We start from the raw sequence: 18,915 nt of genomic DNA on the forward strand, positions 1-18,915 counted from the left end.
AATTGCTTGAACCAGTTGTATAAACGTATGCAAATGCCCCCCAAAATTTTAAGAATCTCCAACAGAATGCTGGAGATTCTTAAAATTATTTTTTGAATTTATCCGGAAACTGCTTTACAACTCCCGCAGAGATAATATCTGCCATTAGGATTATATGTGTGACCCCTTCGTCAATTGAAACGATTCTTGCATTCCAATCTTTTGCTAAGCTTGCAGATAAATCATTTGTCACTAATTTCAGATGCATATACAGCAAATTTTTTAGATCTTCATTTTTCAAATAGGGGTTGGCACCGCTAAGGAAAGCTGCTATTTCATCAGCATTTCTATACCATTCTTTGTTTAGCTGATTCACCAAGGCTTCATTTTCGCTTTTAGCCGCATCTACAATCTTTCCCGCAATAACAATATGCTCCTTAAGCAAATCCGTAAGTTTGCTCCCAGCTTTCTCTCCGTATACTGGCTTTACAGCATTACCAATATCCTCCTGATTTTTCAGAAGCCTGGTCAGTACCTGTTTTTGATCCTCCGCACCTGCTGTTGTTGCACTTGTAATATAATTACTTGTCCACAATACATGATCAATCCAAAGTCTCCTGAATTTATTTTCGAACTTTACCTCAGATTGGCTAATGCATTGTACCTGCGGTTTAGCGTAGGCACTTGTTCCAGCCACCATATTTAAAGGAAATAACAAAATAAATCCCATCAATAATAATTTTTTCAAAAAACCTTCTCCTTTCAAAGTTAAAGAGTGTCCTTTTTATTATTGATATATGGGATTTTTTTATTCCTAAAAATTGTTCTACTTACCCTGTTGATCTGTAAATCTATCCTTTTTTTAATGAACTGCAGGCCAGCTGTGGATTTAAAATAAAGTTCGATAATTTATAAAAAAGTCTGATCATTTATAATAAAAATTGATCATTTGTAAAAAAGTTTGATAAAAATATCTATTTAGTAGGGTATTTCTTTGTTCAACAATTGGGCCAGCGCGACAAGTTCTGTGATAAACGCCTTATGGCGTGAAAACACAGGAAGTTTATGAAATTAGCTTCAACTTTACAACGGAGGATAGGAATGACGAAGCCATGTTTTCTGAAACTATCTCATCAAGACTCCTGCGTGCGTCATGAAAGACAGTTCATGGGGTTCGAAGCACAGGTAGAGTCGGCAGAAGGAAAGCTAAAGCCATTCCTATGGAAAAGGTATGCCAACCGATATGCCGGGTGGCTGAAAAACTAGATAGGGTGAGGATGTTCCCCTCTAAAGGAACTGACGAACTTCTGAATTTAAGGGTCTATAGATTGAACATAGTGAAAGCTATGTCCCATCCTACGATGGGGTGAGTGGTGTAGAGTAAAATTTGGCCCTCTGAAATACATTATACTGAACAATGGCGGTATCCAGCTCACAGGTTTAAAGGAAGCACCTACGTCTAGAACGGATAGCTATGTTGTAAGGTACTTGGGAACCAAGAGACGTTGAAACAAGGACTGTCATCCTTAACGGTTGCTATAAGGTGAAAACCGAAATGCATTTGCTCTTGTGAAGGTAGGGGTACGACCGACGAAACTTCTGTAATGGGAGTGGAGGAACAGCCCCAAGTCTAACGAATGAGAACGATTATTTTCTTCACGTGAATGACACCGATCGGGTAAGAATGTGGGAACATCACCCATTAGGAGGGATGCCACAGTGTCAACTTTGAGATATTGGGATTACTACAATATGACGGAAACCTTTACGGATTTATATGAAAAAGCTAGTAATAAGGATATTTTCAGCCATATCTATGAAATCATCACATCCAGAGAGAACATCCTATTGGCTTTTCGTAAAATTAAATCTAACAAAGGGGCTAAAACACCTGGTACAGATGGAAAAACCATCAATGATATCAAGGAGCTCACGGAAAATGAATTAGTGAGTGTAATTCAAACAAAACTAGAGAACTATCAACCTAAGAAGGTCAGAAGAAAATGGATTGAAAAGGAAAATGGTAATCTAAGACCGCTTGGAATTCCATGTATTCTTGACCGTATCATTCAACAGTGTTTTAAACAGGTTCTTGAGCCAATTGCTGAAGCCCATTTTTACAAACACAGCTATGGCTTTAGACCGTTAAGGTCTACTCATCATGCCATGGCAAGAGTACAATTTTTAATTAATCAAGCGCAGCTACATTATGTAGTTGCGCTTGATATTAAAGGGTTTTTCGATAATGTGAATCATACACTTCTTATCAAACAATTATGGAATTTAGGCATTCATGATAGAACAGTGTTAGCCTGCATATCTAAAATGCTAAAGGCCGAAATTGATAAAGAAGGTGTACCATCTAAAGGCGTCCCTCAGGGTGGGATTTTATCAACTCTATTATCGAACGTGGTACTAAACGACCTAGACCAGTGGGTTGCTGACCAATGGGAGTTCTTCCCTCTCTCGAAAAACTATAAATCTAAGGCTGGAGAAAGGTACGCTAAGAAACGCACAAGTCTCAAAGAAGGGTACCTTGTCCGCTACGCGGATGATTTTAAAATTCTCTGCCGAGATGGGAAAACGGCTCAAAAGTGGTATCACGCGGTTAGATCATACCTCAAGGAACGGTTAAAACTAGACATTTCACCGGAAAAATCGCAAATCGTAAATTTGCGAAAAAGAGAATCCGAATTCTTAGGTTTTACAATTAAAGCGAATAAGAAGAGAAGTAAAAGAGTTGCCCACACGGGCATTAAACGGAAGAAGCGGGAGAAACTCAAAGAACAAGCTAAAATCCATATCCTACGGATAAAAGCATCCCCTACCACTCAAAATGTTTTACGCTTTAACAGTTTTGTTTTAGGCATTCACAATTATTTTAACCGAGCTACACATGTCAATCTAGAATTCTCACGTCTTGCCTACGAATTAAAAGCCTTTCTGTATAATCGCCTTCGTCCCGTGGGGAAATATGGACATCCAATCAATCCTAGTACTGCTTACAAAAAGTTCTATAGCACACAAGTTAAAACGTTCAAAATCGCAGGAGTCCACCTGTTTCCGATTGGGGACGTTAGAACAGTAAATGCAATGAACTTTAGTCCAACCCTATCCCTTTTTACGGAGGAAGGCAGAAAGAGAATTTACGATAAACTGAAGCCGAATGTCAGCCTAGAAATCAGCAGACTAATGAAGGCAAATCTTCCAGGTAGGACGGTTGAGTATATGGATAATCGCATCAGCCGTTTTAGTATGAAGATTGGAAAATGTGAAATCACAGGTTGGAATCTAACCGCTAATGAAGTTCACTGCCATCATTATGTACCAACACATCTTGGAGGAACGGACAGATTCAACAATCTTCGCATCCTTCATAGGGACATCCATCGGCTAGTGCATCGTAAAAATACAGAAATAATCACATCAGAAATACAGAAATTCGGTTTAAATTTTTCAATGATAAAGAAACTAAACCAATACCGAATGGAATGTGGGCTTGAAAAGGTAGATTAATCTCACGTCTAAGGGTAACGAAGAACTTATAATCCAGTATACATCGATAGATGGAGCGCCGAATGCTGGGAAACTAGCACGTTCGGTGCGGAGCAGGGGAAAAGCTGGAGATGACTTCAAAGGCTTACCTATTGCTACTATTGTGGAACAAAACATCCGAATTTAATTGGATATTTATGTTGATATTGGATTTAGATTGTGAAGTAAGTATTAAAACAAATGGCAGTTTAGTTGAATGGGATAAAATGGAACATTTTTATCTGTTAACCGTATATCTCTTTTAAGGAGATGATTGGATGATTAGTGAAATATTACAGACCTTAATAACACTTTGGGGTGTAAAAGACAGTTTTCCTACGGAAGAAAAAATGAATCAGAATTTAAAACAGCTCAGAAACGAACATTGGTTTAAGCTCTTATTTTCTGAACACACCGAACTATTTTTAGAAAATAAAGAACTTCGTTTTTTTATTGGGGCCGTTGAATTAGACCAAGTTTTAATGAACCCTAAGAAGAAGCAAAGATTCGAGGATAATTTAATACATCTTATAAAGATAAAAAAAAACACAAATAAAAATACATCATATTAAAAATCTGTTTGATTAACGGTTGCTTTGGTGCAGGGCATTTTTTATTCAAGTAACGGGTGCTTCGTATTATAAGGTTAGCCAGTTTTTACTGGTTGATCTTTTTTTAATAGAAATTAGATGTAAATAATTAAGAAACCCAGCTAATCTTCCGAAGGTAGCTGGGTTTTAACTTTGGATATGCAAAATAATACTTAAAATACGCGCAAAATATCTCCTGAAATGACAAATGGGGAAGACTTCCGCGTAGGCAACCTTATTACTTTTATTACTAGATCCTTACTTTAAAGATATCATTGAGAACTATCAGCAGCCATTACGCTAAGTTCTTGCTGTGGCAATTGAGCGTGGAATCCCTGTTCCATCCTTTGCAAGCGCAATTGCTTATTATGACAGCTACCCGTACAGAAACGCTTCCAGCGAATCTATTACAAGAACAATGTGACTATTTTGGTGCACATACGTACCAACGTATTGATAAAGAAGGTATTTTCCATACAAACTGGATGGAGTAAGATTCCTTGTTTTCTTAATATGAGACAAAACTGACAGTAAAATGGTTGGTTTTGTCTCTTTTTTTGCTGGAATTATTAATCGGAAAGCATTATTAGTCAAAAACATTAAAAATGAAAGCAGTTCCAGAGAATGTCTTTTTTATGCTGCAGGGGTAAAATATATGTAAGCTTTACAACGCTTAAGAAAGGCGTGAGGGCTGTGGAAGATCGAAATAATTTGTCTTTTGATGAATGGATTATTGCATCTTATCGTATGCAGAGAGTGGATTTCTATCCTTTTCAATTTCACTCATATCACAAATTTGAGATTTATTTCTTCTGTTGATTAAAACCGTTCTAGCGAATGTTTTTTGCGTCAACACGCAATAAAATTGAATTGCGCCCAACCAGAGGCGTTCGTGATTCTTGCATTACCCAAAAATAATATAAGCGAGGAGTGTTTACATTACAATAGTAAATGGTGTTGCTACCATTCTTCTTGATATCACTAAAGAGACAAAATTTTATCATTTGCTTTTTAAAAACTACAATTTTGCAGAGGAGCAACTTAGAAATGAATCAAGCATTTATAAATATATTACTTATAATTTGTTTAGGTTATCTATTAAAACGTATAAATATTTTAAAGGAAAAAGATGGAGCAGTAATTTCAAAAATTATTTTTAATATTACCCTACCAGCTTTGGTCATTGTGACATTTAATTCTGTTAAAATTGAACCTTCTTTAATTTTGTTACCGGTCATCGTCATTATTTTTGGACTAATTTCTGCGTTTCTTACTTTTTTTGTATTTAAAAAAGAGGAAAAAGAACTTAAAGGCACTTTACTAATGCTTGCCCCTGGAGCTAACGTTGGATTATTTGCATATCCTATTGTTCATGCTATGTGGGGAACAGAAGGTTTAATGTATTTTGGAATGTTTGATGTAGGAACTGCAATTGTTATTTGGGTAATTGGCTATATATTAGGTAGCTATTTTTCAGAAGAGGGGCTGACACTTAAGCCTGTTGCAATTCTAAAAAAACTCGGAAATTCCATTCCCTTAATGACTTATATCGTTGCTAGTATTCTAAATTATAGCCATATCCAATTGCCTTCTACGATAATTGATGTTGCTACTACTATATCTAAAGCAAATATGCCGTTGTCATTATTATTATTAGGACTATATTTGAATTTTACATTTGACAAAAAATATTTTAGACCTATTATGAAATTTTTAACTTTCCGATACGGTTTAGGGCTACTTTTTGGTTTAGCATTATACTTCTTCCTTCCTTTCGATCAAATGTTTCGATATACACTCTTAATCGGACTATTACTACCAGTTGGAATGACAGCTTTAGTATTTGGAATTGAATTGAAATATAGGACCACTCATTTAATTGCCATGATCGCAAATATTACAATTTTGATTAGTATTGTAATATTATATGTTTTTGCTATCTTTATACTTTAAATTATTGGTTTCAGGTACGGAGTTAAAAACGAATACATAAGGAAATAAGGGGGACAACTATGACAAAACTAGGCATACAGATTTCAAGCGTTCGGGAATATCTTCAAACCCCTGAGGATGTCTTGGCATCGTTCAGAAAATTAAGTGAGATCGGTTATAAAACGATTCAGATTCAATGGATCAACCCTGAAATCCCAATGGACTTCATTCACGATGCCTTAAAGGAAACGAGGTTGGAATGCATAGGGACACAGGACCATTATGATGTGGTCATTTCTCATTTGGATGAAGTCATAGAAATCAACGACCTTTGGGGAGGTTCTTACATTACCGTCAGCGGGATTCCAGAGCGCTACCATTCTTATGAGGGCTGTCTGGAGTTTGCAAAGGAGTTGAATAAACTTTCAGAATTCCTTGAAACAAAAGGAAAAATTCTGAACTTCCATCCAAGATATAAGGATGTGTTTCAATATGATGGGCAAAATTCACTTGACATCATATTCGAAAATACCAGAAGGGACTTTCAATTTTTATTAGACATCTATCAAATCATCTATGCAGGTCTAGATCCGATTGAATGGATTTATAAGGTGAAAGGACGAAATGATTTAATCCACTTCAAGGATGGATTGATCGATTCGGATGGAAATGAAGTGCTCATGCCTGTTGGGCAAGGCGCAATCCAATGGAAGAAAATCTTCGATGCCACGATCGAAACTGGCGTAAAATATGCTTTCGCGGAACAGGAGAAATGGCGGAAAAATCCATTCCAGTGTTTAAAAGAAAGCTACCATTATATTATGATGAATGGAATAGAGTGAAACATATGAACATGTGAGACCACTGGTTTCAATAAAAAAATCGCCCTCTTTTGTAAAACGAAGTAGAAGAACAGCTAAAAGAAGAAGTTCAAACGATAGAAGCCCAAATGACTCCGCAATAGTTTGTGAACTTTCCTACTTAAAGTAACTGGTGTTTTAATTAAACAATCAGCTAAAAGGATCTTCGACTGGAAGGTCCTTTTTCAGTACCGATAAGCGTGATTATGTAAACTCTTCTTAATAAAATAAGAGGAGTTTTTTAATCTAGCTTATTAAGCTAATGGGTGACAACATTTCAAGAAGAAGACCCTTTTTAGTGGTCTTTTCAATGTACGTAAATATGTAATATCGTACATTCAAAAAAACCTTATTCAACTAACGGGGCAGGTTAGTAAAACAAAAAGGTTTTATTTAATGGTTATAGAACATTAATGTAGAAAACAAGTATGTTTTTGGAGGTATTAAATGAACGATACGCAAATAATCAGTTTAGATAGTGTTTCATTCCAATTAAAAGAAAAACATGATTTCCAATGGCTTAGAAGTCTTGGTGAAGTGTTTTGTGTCTTTGATGAACAAGATTCTGGAAATATATGTTTTGGTATCGAAAAAGGCGGTATTAAAAAGTTTGTGAAGTATGCAGGGGCAAAGACTTTAGAGTATTCAGGACAACCTGAAGATGCAATAGCAAGATTAAAGCAGTCAATTCCTCTTTATGAAAAGTTGAAACATCCACATTTGATAAAATTAATAAATCATTTTCAAGTTGCTGAGGGATATGCATTAGAATTCGATTGGTTTGATGGGAAATGTCTTCATTCTCATTGGTCTTTTCCTCCGCCACAGAAATAGACACACCCTGATTCACCATTTTTTTGATTTAAACAATTACCTATTGAATTTCGTATAGTATCACTGAAATGTATTTTTGAATTCCATGTATATGTGGAGAAGCAGAACTATGTAGCTATTGATTTTTATGATGGAAGTATTTTATATAATTTCGAGAATAATAGCACAAAGATTTGTGATATTGATTTTTATAAGCAGAAACCATTTATAAATACGATGGGGAGACTAAGGGGTTCATCAAGATTTATGTCGCCTGAAGAGTTTGAATTGGATGCTGTGATTGATGAAAGAACTAACGTATTTAATATGGGGGCAATCGCATTTGGATTGTTAGGTAGAAAACTTGACCGTTCAATTTTAAAGTGGGATGCAGGTCAGGAACTTTACGAAGTAGCGATGAAGGCAGTTGAGTAAGATAAAAAAGACAGATATTCAACAGTAGAAGAATTCTACTTAGCGTGGGAATCAGCTTCTAAAAAGTATCTATTTTGAACTAAGATGATTGTGAACAAATGTACTTAAACTAATGGGTGCAAGAGTTGAACAACGGAGTTATTACGTTATCTCCTTTTTCTTATTGAGCTAACGAAGCAAGTTAGTGGAAGAAGATAACAAAGAATTATTAAGTTATATTGTCTGATATAATTGGCTAACAAGCTAATAGGAGTAGGATTATATGGAAACGCTTATTTTGTTTTATAAATTAGATAGTTTAATACCAATCGGAATGCTCTTTGGTTGTGCTATCGGTGTAATTTCTGGCATATTTTTACCGATCCCTTCAGTACTTACAGTTAGTTTAGGTGCTGGAATAGGCTGTTTATTTGGCTTTTTGGCTTATGAAATTTATAGCAAGAGAAACGATTATTCTTAAATGGCTATTCCAGAAACGGGCGAAATTCTGGAATAAGAAGGCACTTTTTTGTTGATCGGGGAGCAGTTTTATAAGATCTTATTAAAATGATAGAGAAGAAGTTTATGGGATAAAGATACTAAAAATTTTGATAGAAGGAGGAGAAGTATGGGCATTCAAGAGATAATTAAAGAATTAAACAATAAAGAAATAATTCATCTAAATACCATTGAGTATGAACAATTAAATGGAGGAACTATAAGTAAGCATGTAAAATGAGTCGCAGATATTACGTATATTCACATTTTAAGGGATGGTTGGTGTTATTTAGCTTCGGTTATGGATCTGCATTCAAAGAAAATTATTGGGTATTCTTTTTCACGAAATATAACAATAATATCGTTTAGATCAAAGGATTAGTCTATAAAGGGGCACTTAGTTATTAAAACAAATCGTTTATTAATAATATCGAAATCGAATTTTCCCCTATTTTCGAATTCTAAGGACTGTTACGTTACCTCCTTCTTTATTCATTCATCTCCAGAAGAATTTCAGAACTTTATTAACACTTACCATTATAAAAACCAGTCTTTAAGGTCAATAATACCAATTATCTTTAATATCGAGCATTATAGGCAAAATATGATTTATAATAAGATAAAGTTCCTTCACTGCTAAATAGCCACAATACTTGGATAAAAGGTCTATTGTGGAGATTATTAATATAAAACAATGTAAAATAGAAGACAACAACATACTGTAAACTATAAAAGGGGTTCAACATGGGAAAATTAGAAGAGATATACCCGATTGCAGTCGAGCATACGAAACAAAAAGTTGTTCAAGATATTGAACGCTATTTAGAAGTGCAAGAAATGCTTCCTGCTTATGAGACATACATAACTGACAGACTGAACTATATCGAACAAATTTGGATAAACGTCTGGTTGAATAAAGCTTCAAATGATGTGCCAAGAAAAGAAAAGAAGGCATTTTTGAAAGATAAGGGTTATGAGACCGAAGGAGTAGCTCATAAGTTGATCAACAATCTGTTTCGCAACGAGTTGCGAAGTATTAAACCATTCGATGTAATTCCTTGGATCAAACAAACTTTCTCTCAAAATCAGCAAGACTGGGAGCTAAGATATAGAAAAGCAAGGGAAACCTACTTTAAAAGACAGGAAGAACAAAAACAAGCTGAAGAGCGGTGGAAAGTAAGAGTCAAGCTTCAAGAAACAGTTCGTGAATTTTTTGAAGAGAATACACTGATTTTATATTTGCATGTTCGTCATCATATTGCTGGAGTTTTAGCAGATGATCTTCAAAATAAACCGAAGTACCATTATACCGAGCCTTATCTACTTGAAGAACGATTGGTTGAACAAGGATCATTTGACAAAGCAGCCTATGTAATGGCAACCGATTTTTTTAAAGAACTGACAGGTGATATTCATTCCCTATTTATTTGGGGGAGAAGTGAATTTGAATATGAAACGTATTACTATCGCTACGAAAAAATGGTTTTGGAATTCATTTCAGACATTGCACCTAAACAAGCAATGGAACATTTACCTGGCAAGCTAATTAAGGATTTCTCAAAAACTTATGGAGAAAAATTGACCGCTGGAACTCTTAAAGGGTTGCTGCGTGATGAATGGGCTGATTTGTCGGAAGCTTGTTTTGACGAACTTCAAGAAGAATATTTGGCTGATTTGCTAAAACTTGCGGAAATTCCTTTTGACAAAGTATTGCATCAAGAAATTTTTGAAAAGGATGAGACGGAAAGGGAGCGAAAAATAGCCGAAGAAATTGCGGAACAAGCTAGAAGGAAAGATGAAGAGGAACGGATTATTGATGATATTTTTGGTAAAGCTTATACTCCATCCTTAGGTCAAAGTAAAAAATATGTATTACATATTGGTGAGACAAATACAGGAAAGACTCACCAGGCACTACAAAAAATGAAAAAAGCTAAAAGTGGTCTGTATCTTGCTCCGCTCAGACTTCTTGCACTTGAAGTTTATGAAAAGCTAAATGCAGACGGTGTTCGTTGTTCATTAAAGACTGGTGAGGAAGAAAAGCTTGTGGAAGAAGCAAACCACATTTCCTCAACGGTCGAAATGTTTCATGAGAAGGACTATTATGATGTGGTCGTCATTGATGAAGCGCAAATGATTTCTGATAAAGACCGTGGTTTCTCTTGGTATAGAGCCATCACGAAGGCGAATGCAAAAGAGGTCCACGTTATCGGGAGTCAGAATATCAAAATGATGCTTATCGATCTTCTAGAGGAAGCAGATATTGAATTACACGAATACAGCCGGGAAATTCCCTTGGAGGTAGAAACTAGAGAGTTTAGCCTAAAAAATACGGAAAAAGGGGATGCCCTTGTTTGCTTTTCTAGGAGGCAAGTACTTGAAACAGCGTCCAGGTTGCAACGGAGTGGACATAAAGTCAGTATGATATATGGAAGTATGCCGCCAGAAACTAGGAAAAAACAAATGGATCTGTTTAACCGTGGTGAAACATCCGTTGTTGTTGCAACAGATGCCATTGGTATGGGGCTAAATTTGCCGATCCGCCGCATTGTTTTCCTAGAGACTGAAAAATTTGATGGGATACGCAGAAGAAGGTTGACTTCCCAGGAAGTCAAGCAAATCGCAGGTAGAGCGGGAAGAAAAGGAATTTATAATACAGGAAAAGTGGCATTTACATCTGATATAAAAATAATGAAAAGGCTACTTGAACAAGTAGATGATCCAATTCAGACTTTTGCGATAGCACCTACCACAGCTGTATTTGAACGATTTTTGAAATATTACCGACATATGGGAACATTTTTTGAAATGTGGCAGAAGTTTGATCCGCCAAAAGGAACGCAAAAAGCGTCTCTTTCAGAGGAACGAGAGCTTTATGAGCTGATTTGCGATACCGAAATCGAAGTACGTTTTTCCTTAATGGATTTATACGGATTTCTCCACCTACCGTTTTCAACAAAAGAATCAGGTCTCGTTCGTCAATGGCTTGACACAGTAAAAGCCATTGCAGAAGAAAGAGAACTTCCTGAACCAATCATTAAAACGAGAAATCTGGAGGAACATGAACTTTCTTATAAAGCCATTGGTCTTCACCTTTTATTTTTGTACCGTTTGGATAGAGGAACTGAAGCCGTTTATTGGGAACGTGTTCGTGAAGAAATCAGCGATGGTGTTCAAGATCACTTAAAAGATGAAGTGATCAATTATCAGAAAAAATGCAAGCGATGCGGGAAAAAGCTGCCGGATGATTCACGCTTTCCTATTTGCGAAGCTTGTTATCATAGTGGGCATAGAAGAACATTTCGATCCAATAATCGCTGGACTTAAATAAGTTAAAAAACCTAATGAAAAAGACCTTATGTAAATAGTTAAAAAAGCATTTAAGAAACAACAACCTATTTAATAACCTACTAATAAGAGGGTAGCAAAAAGGTTGATCTCACAAACTAAATCCAGTATAGTTACAAACTTTTAATTTATGCTGCATTTAGGAAGAGTTAGAGATCTGATCTTTTATTGCACCCTCTTTTTGAATTGTTTGAGCGGGAATAACAAAAGTGATTGGTTTCATTTTTTAAAAAATAACGTACGAATCATTATCTCTGGAAAGATTTTAATAATAATTGATACGGCTGTTGAATTTTCTGAATTAAAAGACTATAATTAAAATACATTATTCCGATTAATTTACAGTGGTTAATAAAATTCAATGAATAGAAGGAGGCAGGAGACTAGTGGGAACTGTACAGTATGGTGAAGTTTTAGCATCTATTTTTAGTGAACTTGACAATAACTTTGAGCAAACTGTTAATTGGAGAAGATATTTACATCAACATCCCGAGCTTTCTTTTCAAGAAATACATACTGCCGAATTTATTGCCGGAAAATTACGTAGCTTTGGTCTGGATGTAATGGAAAAGGTTGGAGGGAACGGTGTTGTTGGAATTTTACAGGGAGAAAAAGCTGGGAAAACCATTGCATTAAGAGCTGATTTTGATGCCCTCCCGATTATTGATGAAAAGGAAGTTGCTTACAAATCATTATACCCTGGCGTTATGCATGCGTGTGGTCATGATGGCCATACTTCTGCTTTATTAGGTGTTGCCCAAACATTGAGTAAATTTCATGATTGCTTAAAAGGGAAAATTCTATTTATTTTTCAACATGCTGAGGAACTTCCTCCTGGTGGCGCGAAATCAATGGTTGCTGAGCGCATTTTGGATGATGTGGACTATGTATTTGCTGCACATTTGGCTACTGAGATTCCCCTAGGAAAAATAGCTGTAGGGGAAGGATATAAAATGGCTGCTGTTGATAAATTTGAAATTATTATCCAAGGAAAAGGTGGACATGGGGCAAAACCGGAAGATTCGATTGATTCGATTGTAATCGGAAGTGAAATTGTTAGTTCTTTGCAAAAAATAGTCAGTCGGAGAATTAGTCCATTACAATCAGCCGTTGTTACAATAGGCGTTTTTCAGGCAGGGACAGCGTTTAATATCATTGCGGATTCTGCCAAATTAGAAGGAACTGTTCGGACATTTGATGCTGATGTACGAGACAAGGTTGAAAATGAAATCAATACGATTGTAAAAGGAATCACAACCGGATTTCACGCTACTTATAAAATGGATTATCTCAGAGGTTATCCCGCTTTATATAATCATAACGAGGAAACAGAAACAGTAAGGAATATTTTATCAGAAACTTTTACAGACGAGGCGGTTATCCCTTTAGAACCTTCCATGGGCGCAGAAGATTTTTCTTATTTTTTACAAGAAAAACCGGGTACGTATTTCAAAGTAGGTGCAAGAAATGAACGGGATAATACGCATTATCCGCACCATCACCCTCGCTTTGATTTCGATGAAAGAGCATTATTAAATATAGAAAAAAGTTTCGTGAAAATTGCTTTACATTATTTATTGTAAAAAGATGGAGGGGTAATGATGAGTTTTATTTTCGATCACTTAGTTCATTTTGTAGAGGATCCTAAAGTAGCGATTAAGGAATTAAAGGTACAGGGAATTCATGCAGTTGAAGGTGGAGTACATGAAAATCGCGGTACATACAATGCTCTTAGTTATTTTGATTTAAGTTATATCGAATTTCTAAGTACATATGATCGAACCTTAGTTGAGCAAACTGAGCATCTTAAATATAGCTTGCCTGAAACAGTCGTTTTAGACCAATTTGTTGAAGGTTTTTCTCGTTTTTCAGTGCGGACAGCAGATATTGATGGAGCAGCAAATCGGTTTCGTGAAAAAGGATTGATTGTCAATGGACCCATTCCTTACAGTAGAAAAAGGCCAGATGGAAGTTTGATAGAATGGCAGTTATTATTTGTTGGTGACGAAAGTGATGAATTACAATTACCATTCATTATTCAATGGAATGAAAGTGATGAGGAAAGACGAATTGAACAAATTAATAAGAAAGTGATCGTAACACACCCTGCTAAGGTCGCCTTTTCACATGTAATGTTTACAGTAAAAGATGTAAATCATACTGTGAAAAAATGGTCAAACTTGCTAGATTTAAAGGTCGGGAATGCGTATATCGATGAAAATCTTCAAGCGAGATGCCAAACATTAGAACTTCCAGGAGGTAATTTAGTGTTCTGTAGTCCGATTGGCGAAGGCATTGTATCGGAAATACTTGAGAAAAGGGGAGAGAAACCTTTTCAAGTGAACTTTTCAGGTGGTAGCCGTGATGTTACATTTAACTTATTAGGAGGAATTTATAACATTATCAAACGTTAAATAAAATAGCTGCATTCGTATATTCTTTAAACTTAAAACCAAGTAAACAGATAAAAATAAAATATATAGAGGTATAAACGATGAAAAATAAAAGAAATTTATTTTCCTTAATTAGTATGATTATTGTATTTGCTGTGGTGTTAGCTGGTTGTGGTGCTGCATCTAATTCTGATTCAACTTCGGGTCAAAACTCGAAAGGAAATACAGATAAAACGATTCGAGTTGGGTATCAAAAAGGAAATACGATTAATATCTTAAAAGAAAGTGGCATCTTGGAAGAAAAACTGAAAGAAAAAGGTTATTCAGTCGAGTGGAAAGAGTTTGTCCATGGAAATGCAGTAGTAGAGGGTCTCGTTACAAGAAATATTGATTTTGGCCACGCAGCCGATGGAGCAGGGATAGTGGCCCAAGCAGGTACTAAGCCACTGGTTTATGTTGGTGCTGATTTACCGAATCCTGAAGGTGTTGGCGTATTAGTTCACAAAGATTCTGGTTTTACATCAATAAAAGACTTAAAAGGCAAAAAGATTGGCGTTTTAAAAGGTGGAAACCATCATTATTTAGCGGTTCTTGCCTTAGAAGATGAAGGTTTAAGTGCTGATGATGTAGAGTGGGTCTATTTAAATGATGCAGCCCAAGGTCGAACTGCATTTGAAACGAATAAAATTGATGTACTCGCCTCATATGATCCTTTCTTAGCAGGTACTGAAATAGACTTAGAAACTGTAAACTTAACAGAAGGTAAAGATTACGGCTATCCAAATAGAACGTTTTATTATGCTAACGAAGATTTTAATACAGAACATCCTGAATTAGTCGAACTAATTCTAGAAGCAACAGATGAATCTGATACTTGGGCAAATGAGAATAAACCAGAAGTCGTAAAATTAGTATCTAAAATGTTAGGAATAGATGAAGCCATTATCGCTAAGGCAACAGATCGTCGTGAATATGGTGTTAACAAAATAAATGAAGAAATCATTGCTGCCCAGCAAAAACAGGCAGATGTTTTTTATGAACTTGGACTCATTCCAACAAAAATAGATGTAGCTGAATATATGCCGATTAAATAAGCTAGGAGAATTTCAATGAATAATAAACTGATACCAAAAATTATCCCTTGGATCATCCCGATTGCCACGGTTATAGTATGGCAATTTGTTTCTGCGAACGAATGGATATCAACCCGACTTGTACCAGCTCCTTTTACCGTGTTAACGAGCTTTTATCATTTAGTTATGTCGGGCGAATTATTTTATCATATGGAAATAAGTTTAGCTAGAGCTCTCATTGGTTTGCTAATTGGGGGAGGTATAGGGTTTATTCTAGGAATTGCGAATGGATTGTCTAAATTCTCATACCTGTTTACAGACACGTCATTGCAGATGATTAGGAATATTCCGAACTTAGCACTTATTCCACTTGTAATCATTTGGTTTGGAATAGATGAAGGAGCAAAAGTCTTTCTCGTTGCTATAGGTGTAATGTTTCCTATCTATATTAATACCCTTCATGGCATTAAAAATATTGATGCAGGATTTATTGAGATGGGAAAGATGTATGGATTAAAAGGGTGGGCACTGTTTAAAGAAGTATTATTGCCAGGTGCGCTACCATCTATTTTTGTAGGACTGCGCTATGCCTTAGGGATCATGTGGATTACTTTAATTGTTGCTGAAACTATAGCAACCTCAAGGGGTGTTGGTTACTTGGCTATGACAGCTCAACAATTTATGCAGTCAGACATTATCCTAATTACGATTATCTTATATGCGTTATTCGGAAAAGTAGCCGATTTAATTGCTCAATGGGGAGAACGAAAGGCACTAAGGTGGCATAAAAGTTACATTAAGTAATGTCTGGAGGGATTTATTATGGGTGTGCCATCTTTGGTGGAAAAATCTATAATTAATGATAAAGCTATTCAAATTCATCTACAGCATATTGATAAATCTTTTGGAGATAAAACAGTATTAACAAATCTTTCTTTAGAAATTGAGTCAGGAGAGTTTGTTGTAATCGTTGGTAAAAGTGGAAGTGGAAAAAGTACTCTTTTACGTTTAGTGGCAGGTTTAGAGGAACCTACATCTGGTCAAATCACCTTTAATGATAAATCTATTAAAGACTCTAAATCAAGCGCTACTATGATGTATCAAGATTCTCGTCTCTTACCTTGGAAAACAGTATTAAATAATGTAGGTTTAGGGTTAAAAGGGAAGTGGAAGGAAAAAGCAGAAAAAACCTTAGATTTGGTTGGATTGCTTTCTTTTAAAGATCAATGGCCATCGACACTTTCTGGTGGACAACAACAGCGGGTTGCACTTGCTAGAGCTTTAGTGCACAAACCATCCTTATTATTATTGGATGAACCATTAAGTGCGTTAGATGCGCTAACTCGCATGGATATGCAAAATTTAATTGAAAAACTTTGGCTAAGTCAGAGTTTTACAGCATTACTCGTCACCCATGATGTTCGTGAAGCTGTGAAATTAGCAGATCGAATTATCTTAATTGAGGACGGAGATATCACTTTAAATATAAAAAATACAGTAAAGCGACCGCGTGAATTTTCTGATGTGACGTTAGCGCAAATAGAGAAGAAAATTCTTGATAAAATTATGGAATCATAAAAGAGAAACTTTCCAATTATATAGTTTGTGAAAGGAGAGAGTAGGAGGTATCATCCCTGCTCTCTTTTTGAATTGACAATAGCTAAATAAAGGCCTTCGTCTACTAAATATAATCCGAATGTTATGTTTGGTAAGAGAAAAAAAGTAAAAATTATTTGAATTGATTTTATTCAGTTGCATAGTCTTGGTAATATTCTCATGTATTTTTGCTCGTCTATTTAAAGAAAAAATGTGTTAGGGTCACTTCAGTTGACCCAGAAATAGCTCTATGAATTTTTTTAATTTTGTCATAATTCTAATCTTTTGTTATCCTATATTCATAGGAGATGATTCATTTGAAACTTACATCGTTAAATATAACGAATATTGATGAGTTATACATCGCATTTGAAGGCTACTTCTTAGATCATGATATTTCATTTACATATACTGAAATGATAGAAGAGAACGGAATTATATCGTTTATTTTTTGTAATGATCTTGAGAAAGCCCGATCTGTAGAATTTGATGGGCAGCATTGCATCGGTTTGGATACAGACTATATTGCTAAAGAAGTATTGGATCCTGTGCTGCCAAGGCTAAAAACTTATGCAAGGTGAGTCGTGTTCTAACTAAGGTTGTAAGCTTTAAAAAAGTAGATACAAAATAAAAATGTAAATAAGCAAAATGATGTTGAAAATATTTTTTTATATAAAGGAATAAGGAAATTCTTCATTGGGAAACGAGGAGAGGTAGTATGAATCAGATAAACGTAAATACAATAAAAACAAAAATTCCCCTTTTTCGAGCAGATCAGGTAGGTAGCTATCTTCGTCCACAAGTTTTAAAGGATGCAAAAGAAAAATATCAGCAAGGTCAAATTTCTAAAACAGATTTGCGCTCAATTGAGGATATCGAAATTGGAAAGCTTGTTGAAAAGCAGAAAGAAGTTGGCCTTACTACTGTGACGGATGGTGAATTTAGACGGAAATGGTGGCACTTGGATTTTATAGAGGCGTTAGAAGGTATTAGAGTTTATGAAATTGAGGCATCTGGGTTATTTCATGGAGCGATGAAGAAAGCGACGTTATATACTGTTGATTCTAAATTAAACTTCCCTAAAAATCATCCGTTTTTGGAAGACTTTAAATTTTTAAAAAATATCGCAGGAGACCATGTTGCCAAATTTACGATACCAGGACCTAATATGATTTTTTACTCAGGTGTGATCAACAGTCAAGTTTATTTAGATAATCCTTCTTATTCATCACTAGATGAGGTTGCACAAGATATTGTCAAGGTATATAAAGAAGCGATTCAAGCGTTCTATGATGCTGGATGTCGTTATTTACAACTAGATGATACGAGTTGGGGCGCTTTATTCAGTGATGATTTCAGAGAAAAGATTAAAGTAAAGGGTTTTGAACCCGATGAATTGGTGAAAAAGTTTGCGGATATTACCATTGAAGCGGTTGCGAATAAACCAGAAGATATGGCCATTACTCTTCATATCTGTCGAGGGAATTTTAAATCATCTTGGTTATATCAAGGTGGATATGAGCCAATTGCAGATGAATTGTTTTCACGTGTAAATGTGGATGCCTTCTTTTTAGAGTTTGATAATGATCGTTCAGGTGATTTTAAGCCATTACGATTTATTAAAGATCAGCATGTAGTTTTGGGGTTAATCACATCAAAAACTGGTGAACTTGAAGATAAAGAGGAGATCAAACAGCGTGTTGCAGAAGCAGCGAAATATGTGAAGATTGATCAACTTTGTTTAAGTCCACAATGCGGATTTTCCTCTACGGAAGAAGGAAATGTAATTGCCGAGCAAGATCAATGGAACAAGCTAGGATTAGTTGTCGAAATAGCTAATGAAATTTGGAAATAATATTGATTTCTTATTATGAAAAATCATCTA

The 18,915-nt window shown here is 35.5% G+C and carries 14 protein-coding genes and 3 pseudogenes; 16 read left to right on the plus strand and 1 reads right to left on the minus strand.

The genetic code is table 11. From position 1 onward, the window contains the following. Positions 1-85: 85 nt before the first annotated feature. Positions 86-727, minus strand: a complete 642-nt coding sequence (locus tag AC1MGI_RS14850; protein ID WP_480345916.1) for a glycosyltransferase — start codon at positions 725-727, stop codon at positions 86-88. A 971-nt stretch (positions 728-1,698) separates the two neighbouring features. On the opposite strand from AC1MGI_RS14850, the gene ltrA reads away from it, so the two are divergent. The 16 genes and pseudogenes from ltrA to AC1MGI_RS14930 all read left to right on the plus strand — a co-directional run bounded on the left by ltrA (position 1,699) and on the right by AC1MGI_RS14930 (position 18,885). Beyond that, a complete protein-coding gene (ltrA, locus tag AC1MGI_RS14855; protein WP_480345917.1) occupies positions 1,699-3,495 on the plus strand; it encodes a group II intron reverse transcriptase/maturase in 1,797 nt (598 codons plus the stop codon). Between the two features lie 296 nt (positions 3,496-3,791). Next, entirely contained in the window at positions 3,792-4,085 is a 294-nt protein-coding gene (locus tag AC1MGI_RS14860; RefSeq protein WP_480345918.1) for a hypothetical protein, read from the plus strand. 262 nt (positions 4,086-4,347) lie between these two features. Next, positions 4,348-4,597: pseudogene (locus tag AC1MGI_RS14865) on the plus strand (NADP-dependent phosphogluconate dehydrogenase); the annotation flags it as partial. A gap of 553 nt (positions 4,598-5,150) precedes the next feature. Next, on the plus strand, positions 5,151-6,056 hold the full coding sequence (locus tag AC1MGI_RS14870; RefSeq protein WP_049684104.1) for an AEC family transporter: 906 nt from the start codon (positions 5,151-5,153) through the stop codon (positions 6,054-6,056). A gap of 59 nt (positions 6,057-6,115) precedes the next feature. Further along, entirely contained in the window at positions 6,116-6,877 is a 762-nt protein-coding gene (locus AC1MGI_RS14875; protein ID WP_480345919.1) for a sugar phosphate isomerase/epimerase family protein, read from the plus strand. 465 nt (positions 6,878-7,342) lie between these two features. Further along, a pseudogene (locus AC1MGI_RS14880) lies at positions 7,343-8,221 on the plus strand (serine/threonine-protein kinase). Positions 8,222-8,405: 184 nt separating this feature from the next. Further along, on the plus strand, positions 8,406-8,603 hold the full coding sequence (locus AC1MGI_RS14885; RefSeq protein ID WP_480349901.1) for a hypothetical protein: 198 nt from the start codon (positions 8,406-8,408) through the stop codon (positions 8,601-8,603). A gap of 258 nt (positions 8,604-8,861) precedes the next feature. Next, a pseudogene (locus AC1MGI_RS14890) lies at positions 8,862-8,975 on the plus strand (IS3-like element ISBce13 family transposase); the annotation flags it as partial. Between the two features lie 389 nt (positions 8,976-9,364). After that, the gene (locus tag AC1MGI_RS14895) at positions 9,365-11,947 is read left to right on the plus strand and encodes a DEAD/DEAH box helicase (protein ID WP_480345920.1); all 2,583 of its coding nucleotides are present in this window, start codon (positions 9,365-9,367) and stop codon (positions 11,945-11,947) included. Positions 11,948-12,354: 407 nt separating this feature from the next. Further along, on the plus strand, positions 12,355-13,551 hold the full coding sequence (locus AC1MGI_RS14900; protein ID WP_480345921.1) for a M20 metallopeptidase family protein: 1,197 nt from the start codon (positions 12,355-12,357) through the stop codon (positions 13,549-13,551). Positions 13,552-13,566: 15 nt separating this feature from the next. After that, positions 13,567-14,382 (plus strand): VOC family protein, encoded by an 816-nt coding sequence (locus AC1MGI_RS14905; RefSeq protein WP_480345922.1) that lies wholly within the window; start codon positions 13,567-13,569, stop codon positions 14,380-14,382. 80 nt (positions 14,383-14,462) lie between these two features. Next, positions 14,463-15,455, plus strand: coding sequence for an aliphatic sulfonate ABC transporter substrate-binding protein (locus tag AC1MGI_RS14910; protein ID WP_480345923.1), 993 nt, complete (start codon positions 14,463-14,465; stop codon positions 15,453-15,455). A 15-nt stretch (positions 15,456-15,470) separates the two neighbouring features. Next, positions 15,471-16,238, plus strand: a complete 768-nt coding sequence (locus AC1MGI_RS14915; RefSeq protein WP_480345924.1) for an ABC transporter permease subunit — start codon at positions 15,471-15,473, stop codon at positions 16,236-16,238. Positions 16,239-16,256: 18 nt separating this feature from the next. After that, a complete protein-coding gene (locus AC1MGI_RS14920; protein WP_480345925.1) occupies positions 16,257-17,012 on the plus strand; it encodes an ATP-binding cassette domain-containing protein in 756 nt (251 codons plus the stop codon). Positions 17,013-17,347: 335 nt separating this feature from the next. Next, positions 17,348-17,611, plus strand: coding sequence for a hypothetical protein (locus AC1MGI_RS14925; RefSeq protein WP_480345926.1), 264 nt, complete (start codon positions 17,348-17,350; stop codon positions 17,609-17,611). Positions 17,612-17,748: 137 nt separating this feature from the next. After that, positions 17,749-18,885, plus strand: coding sequence for a 5-methyltetrahydropteroyltriglutamate--homocysteine S-methyltransferase (locus AC1MGI_RS14930; protein ID WP_480345927.1), 1,137 nt, complete (start codon positions 17,749-17,751; stop codon positions 18,883-18,885). Positions 18,886-18,915: the final 30 nt, after the last annotated feature.

It is taken from the genome of Peribacillus sp. BM1 (assembly GCF_056679975.1).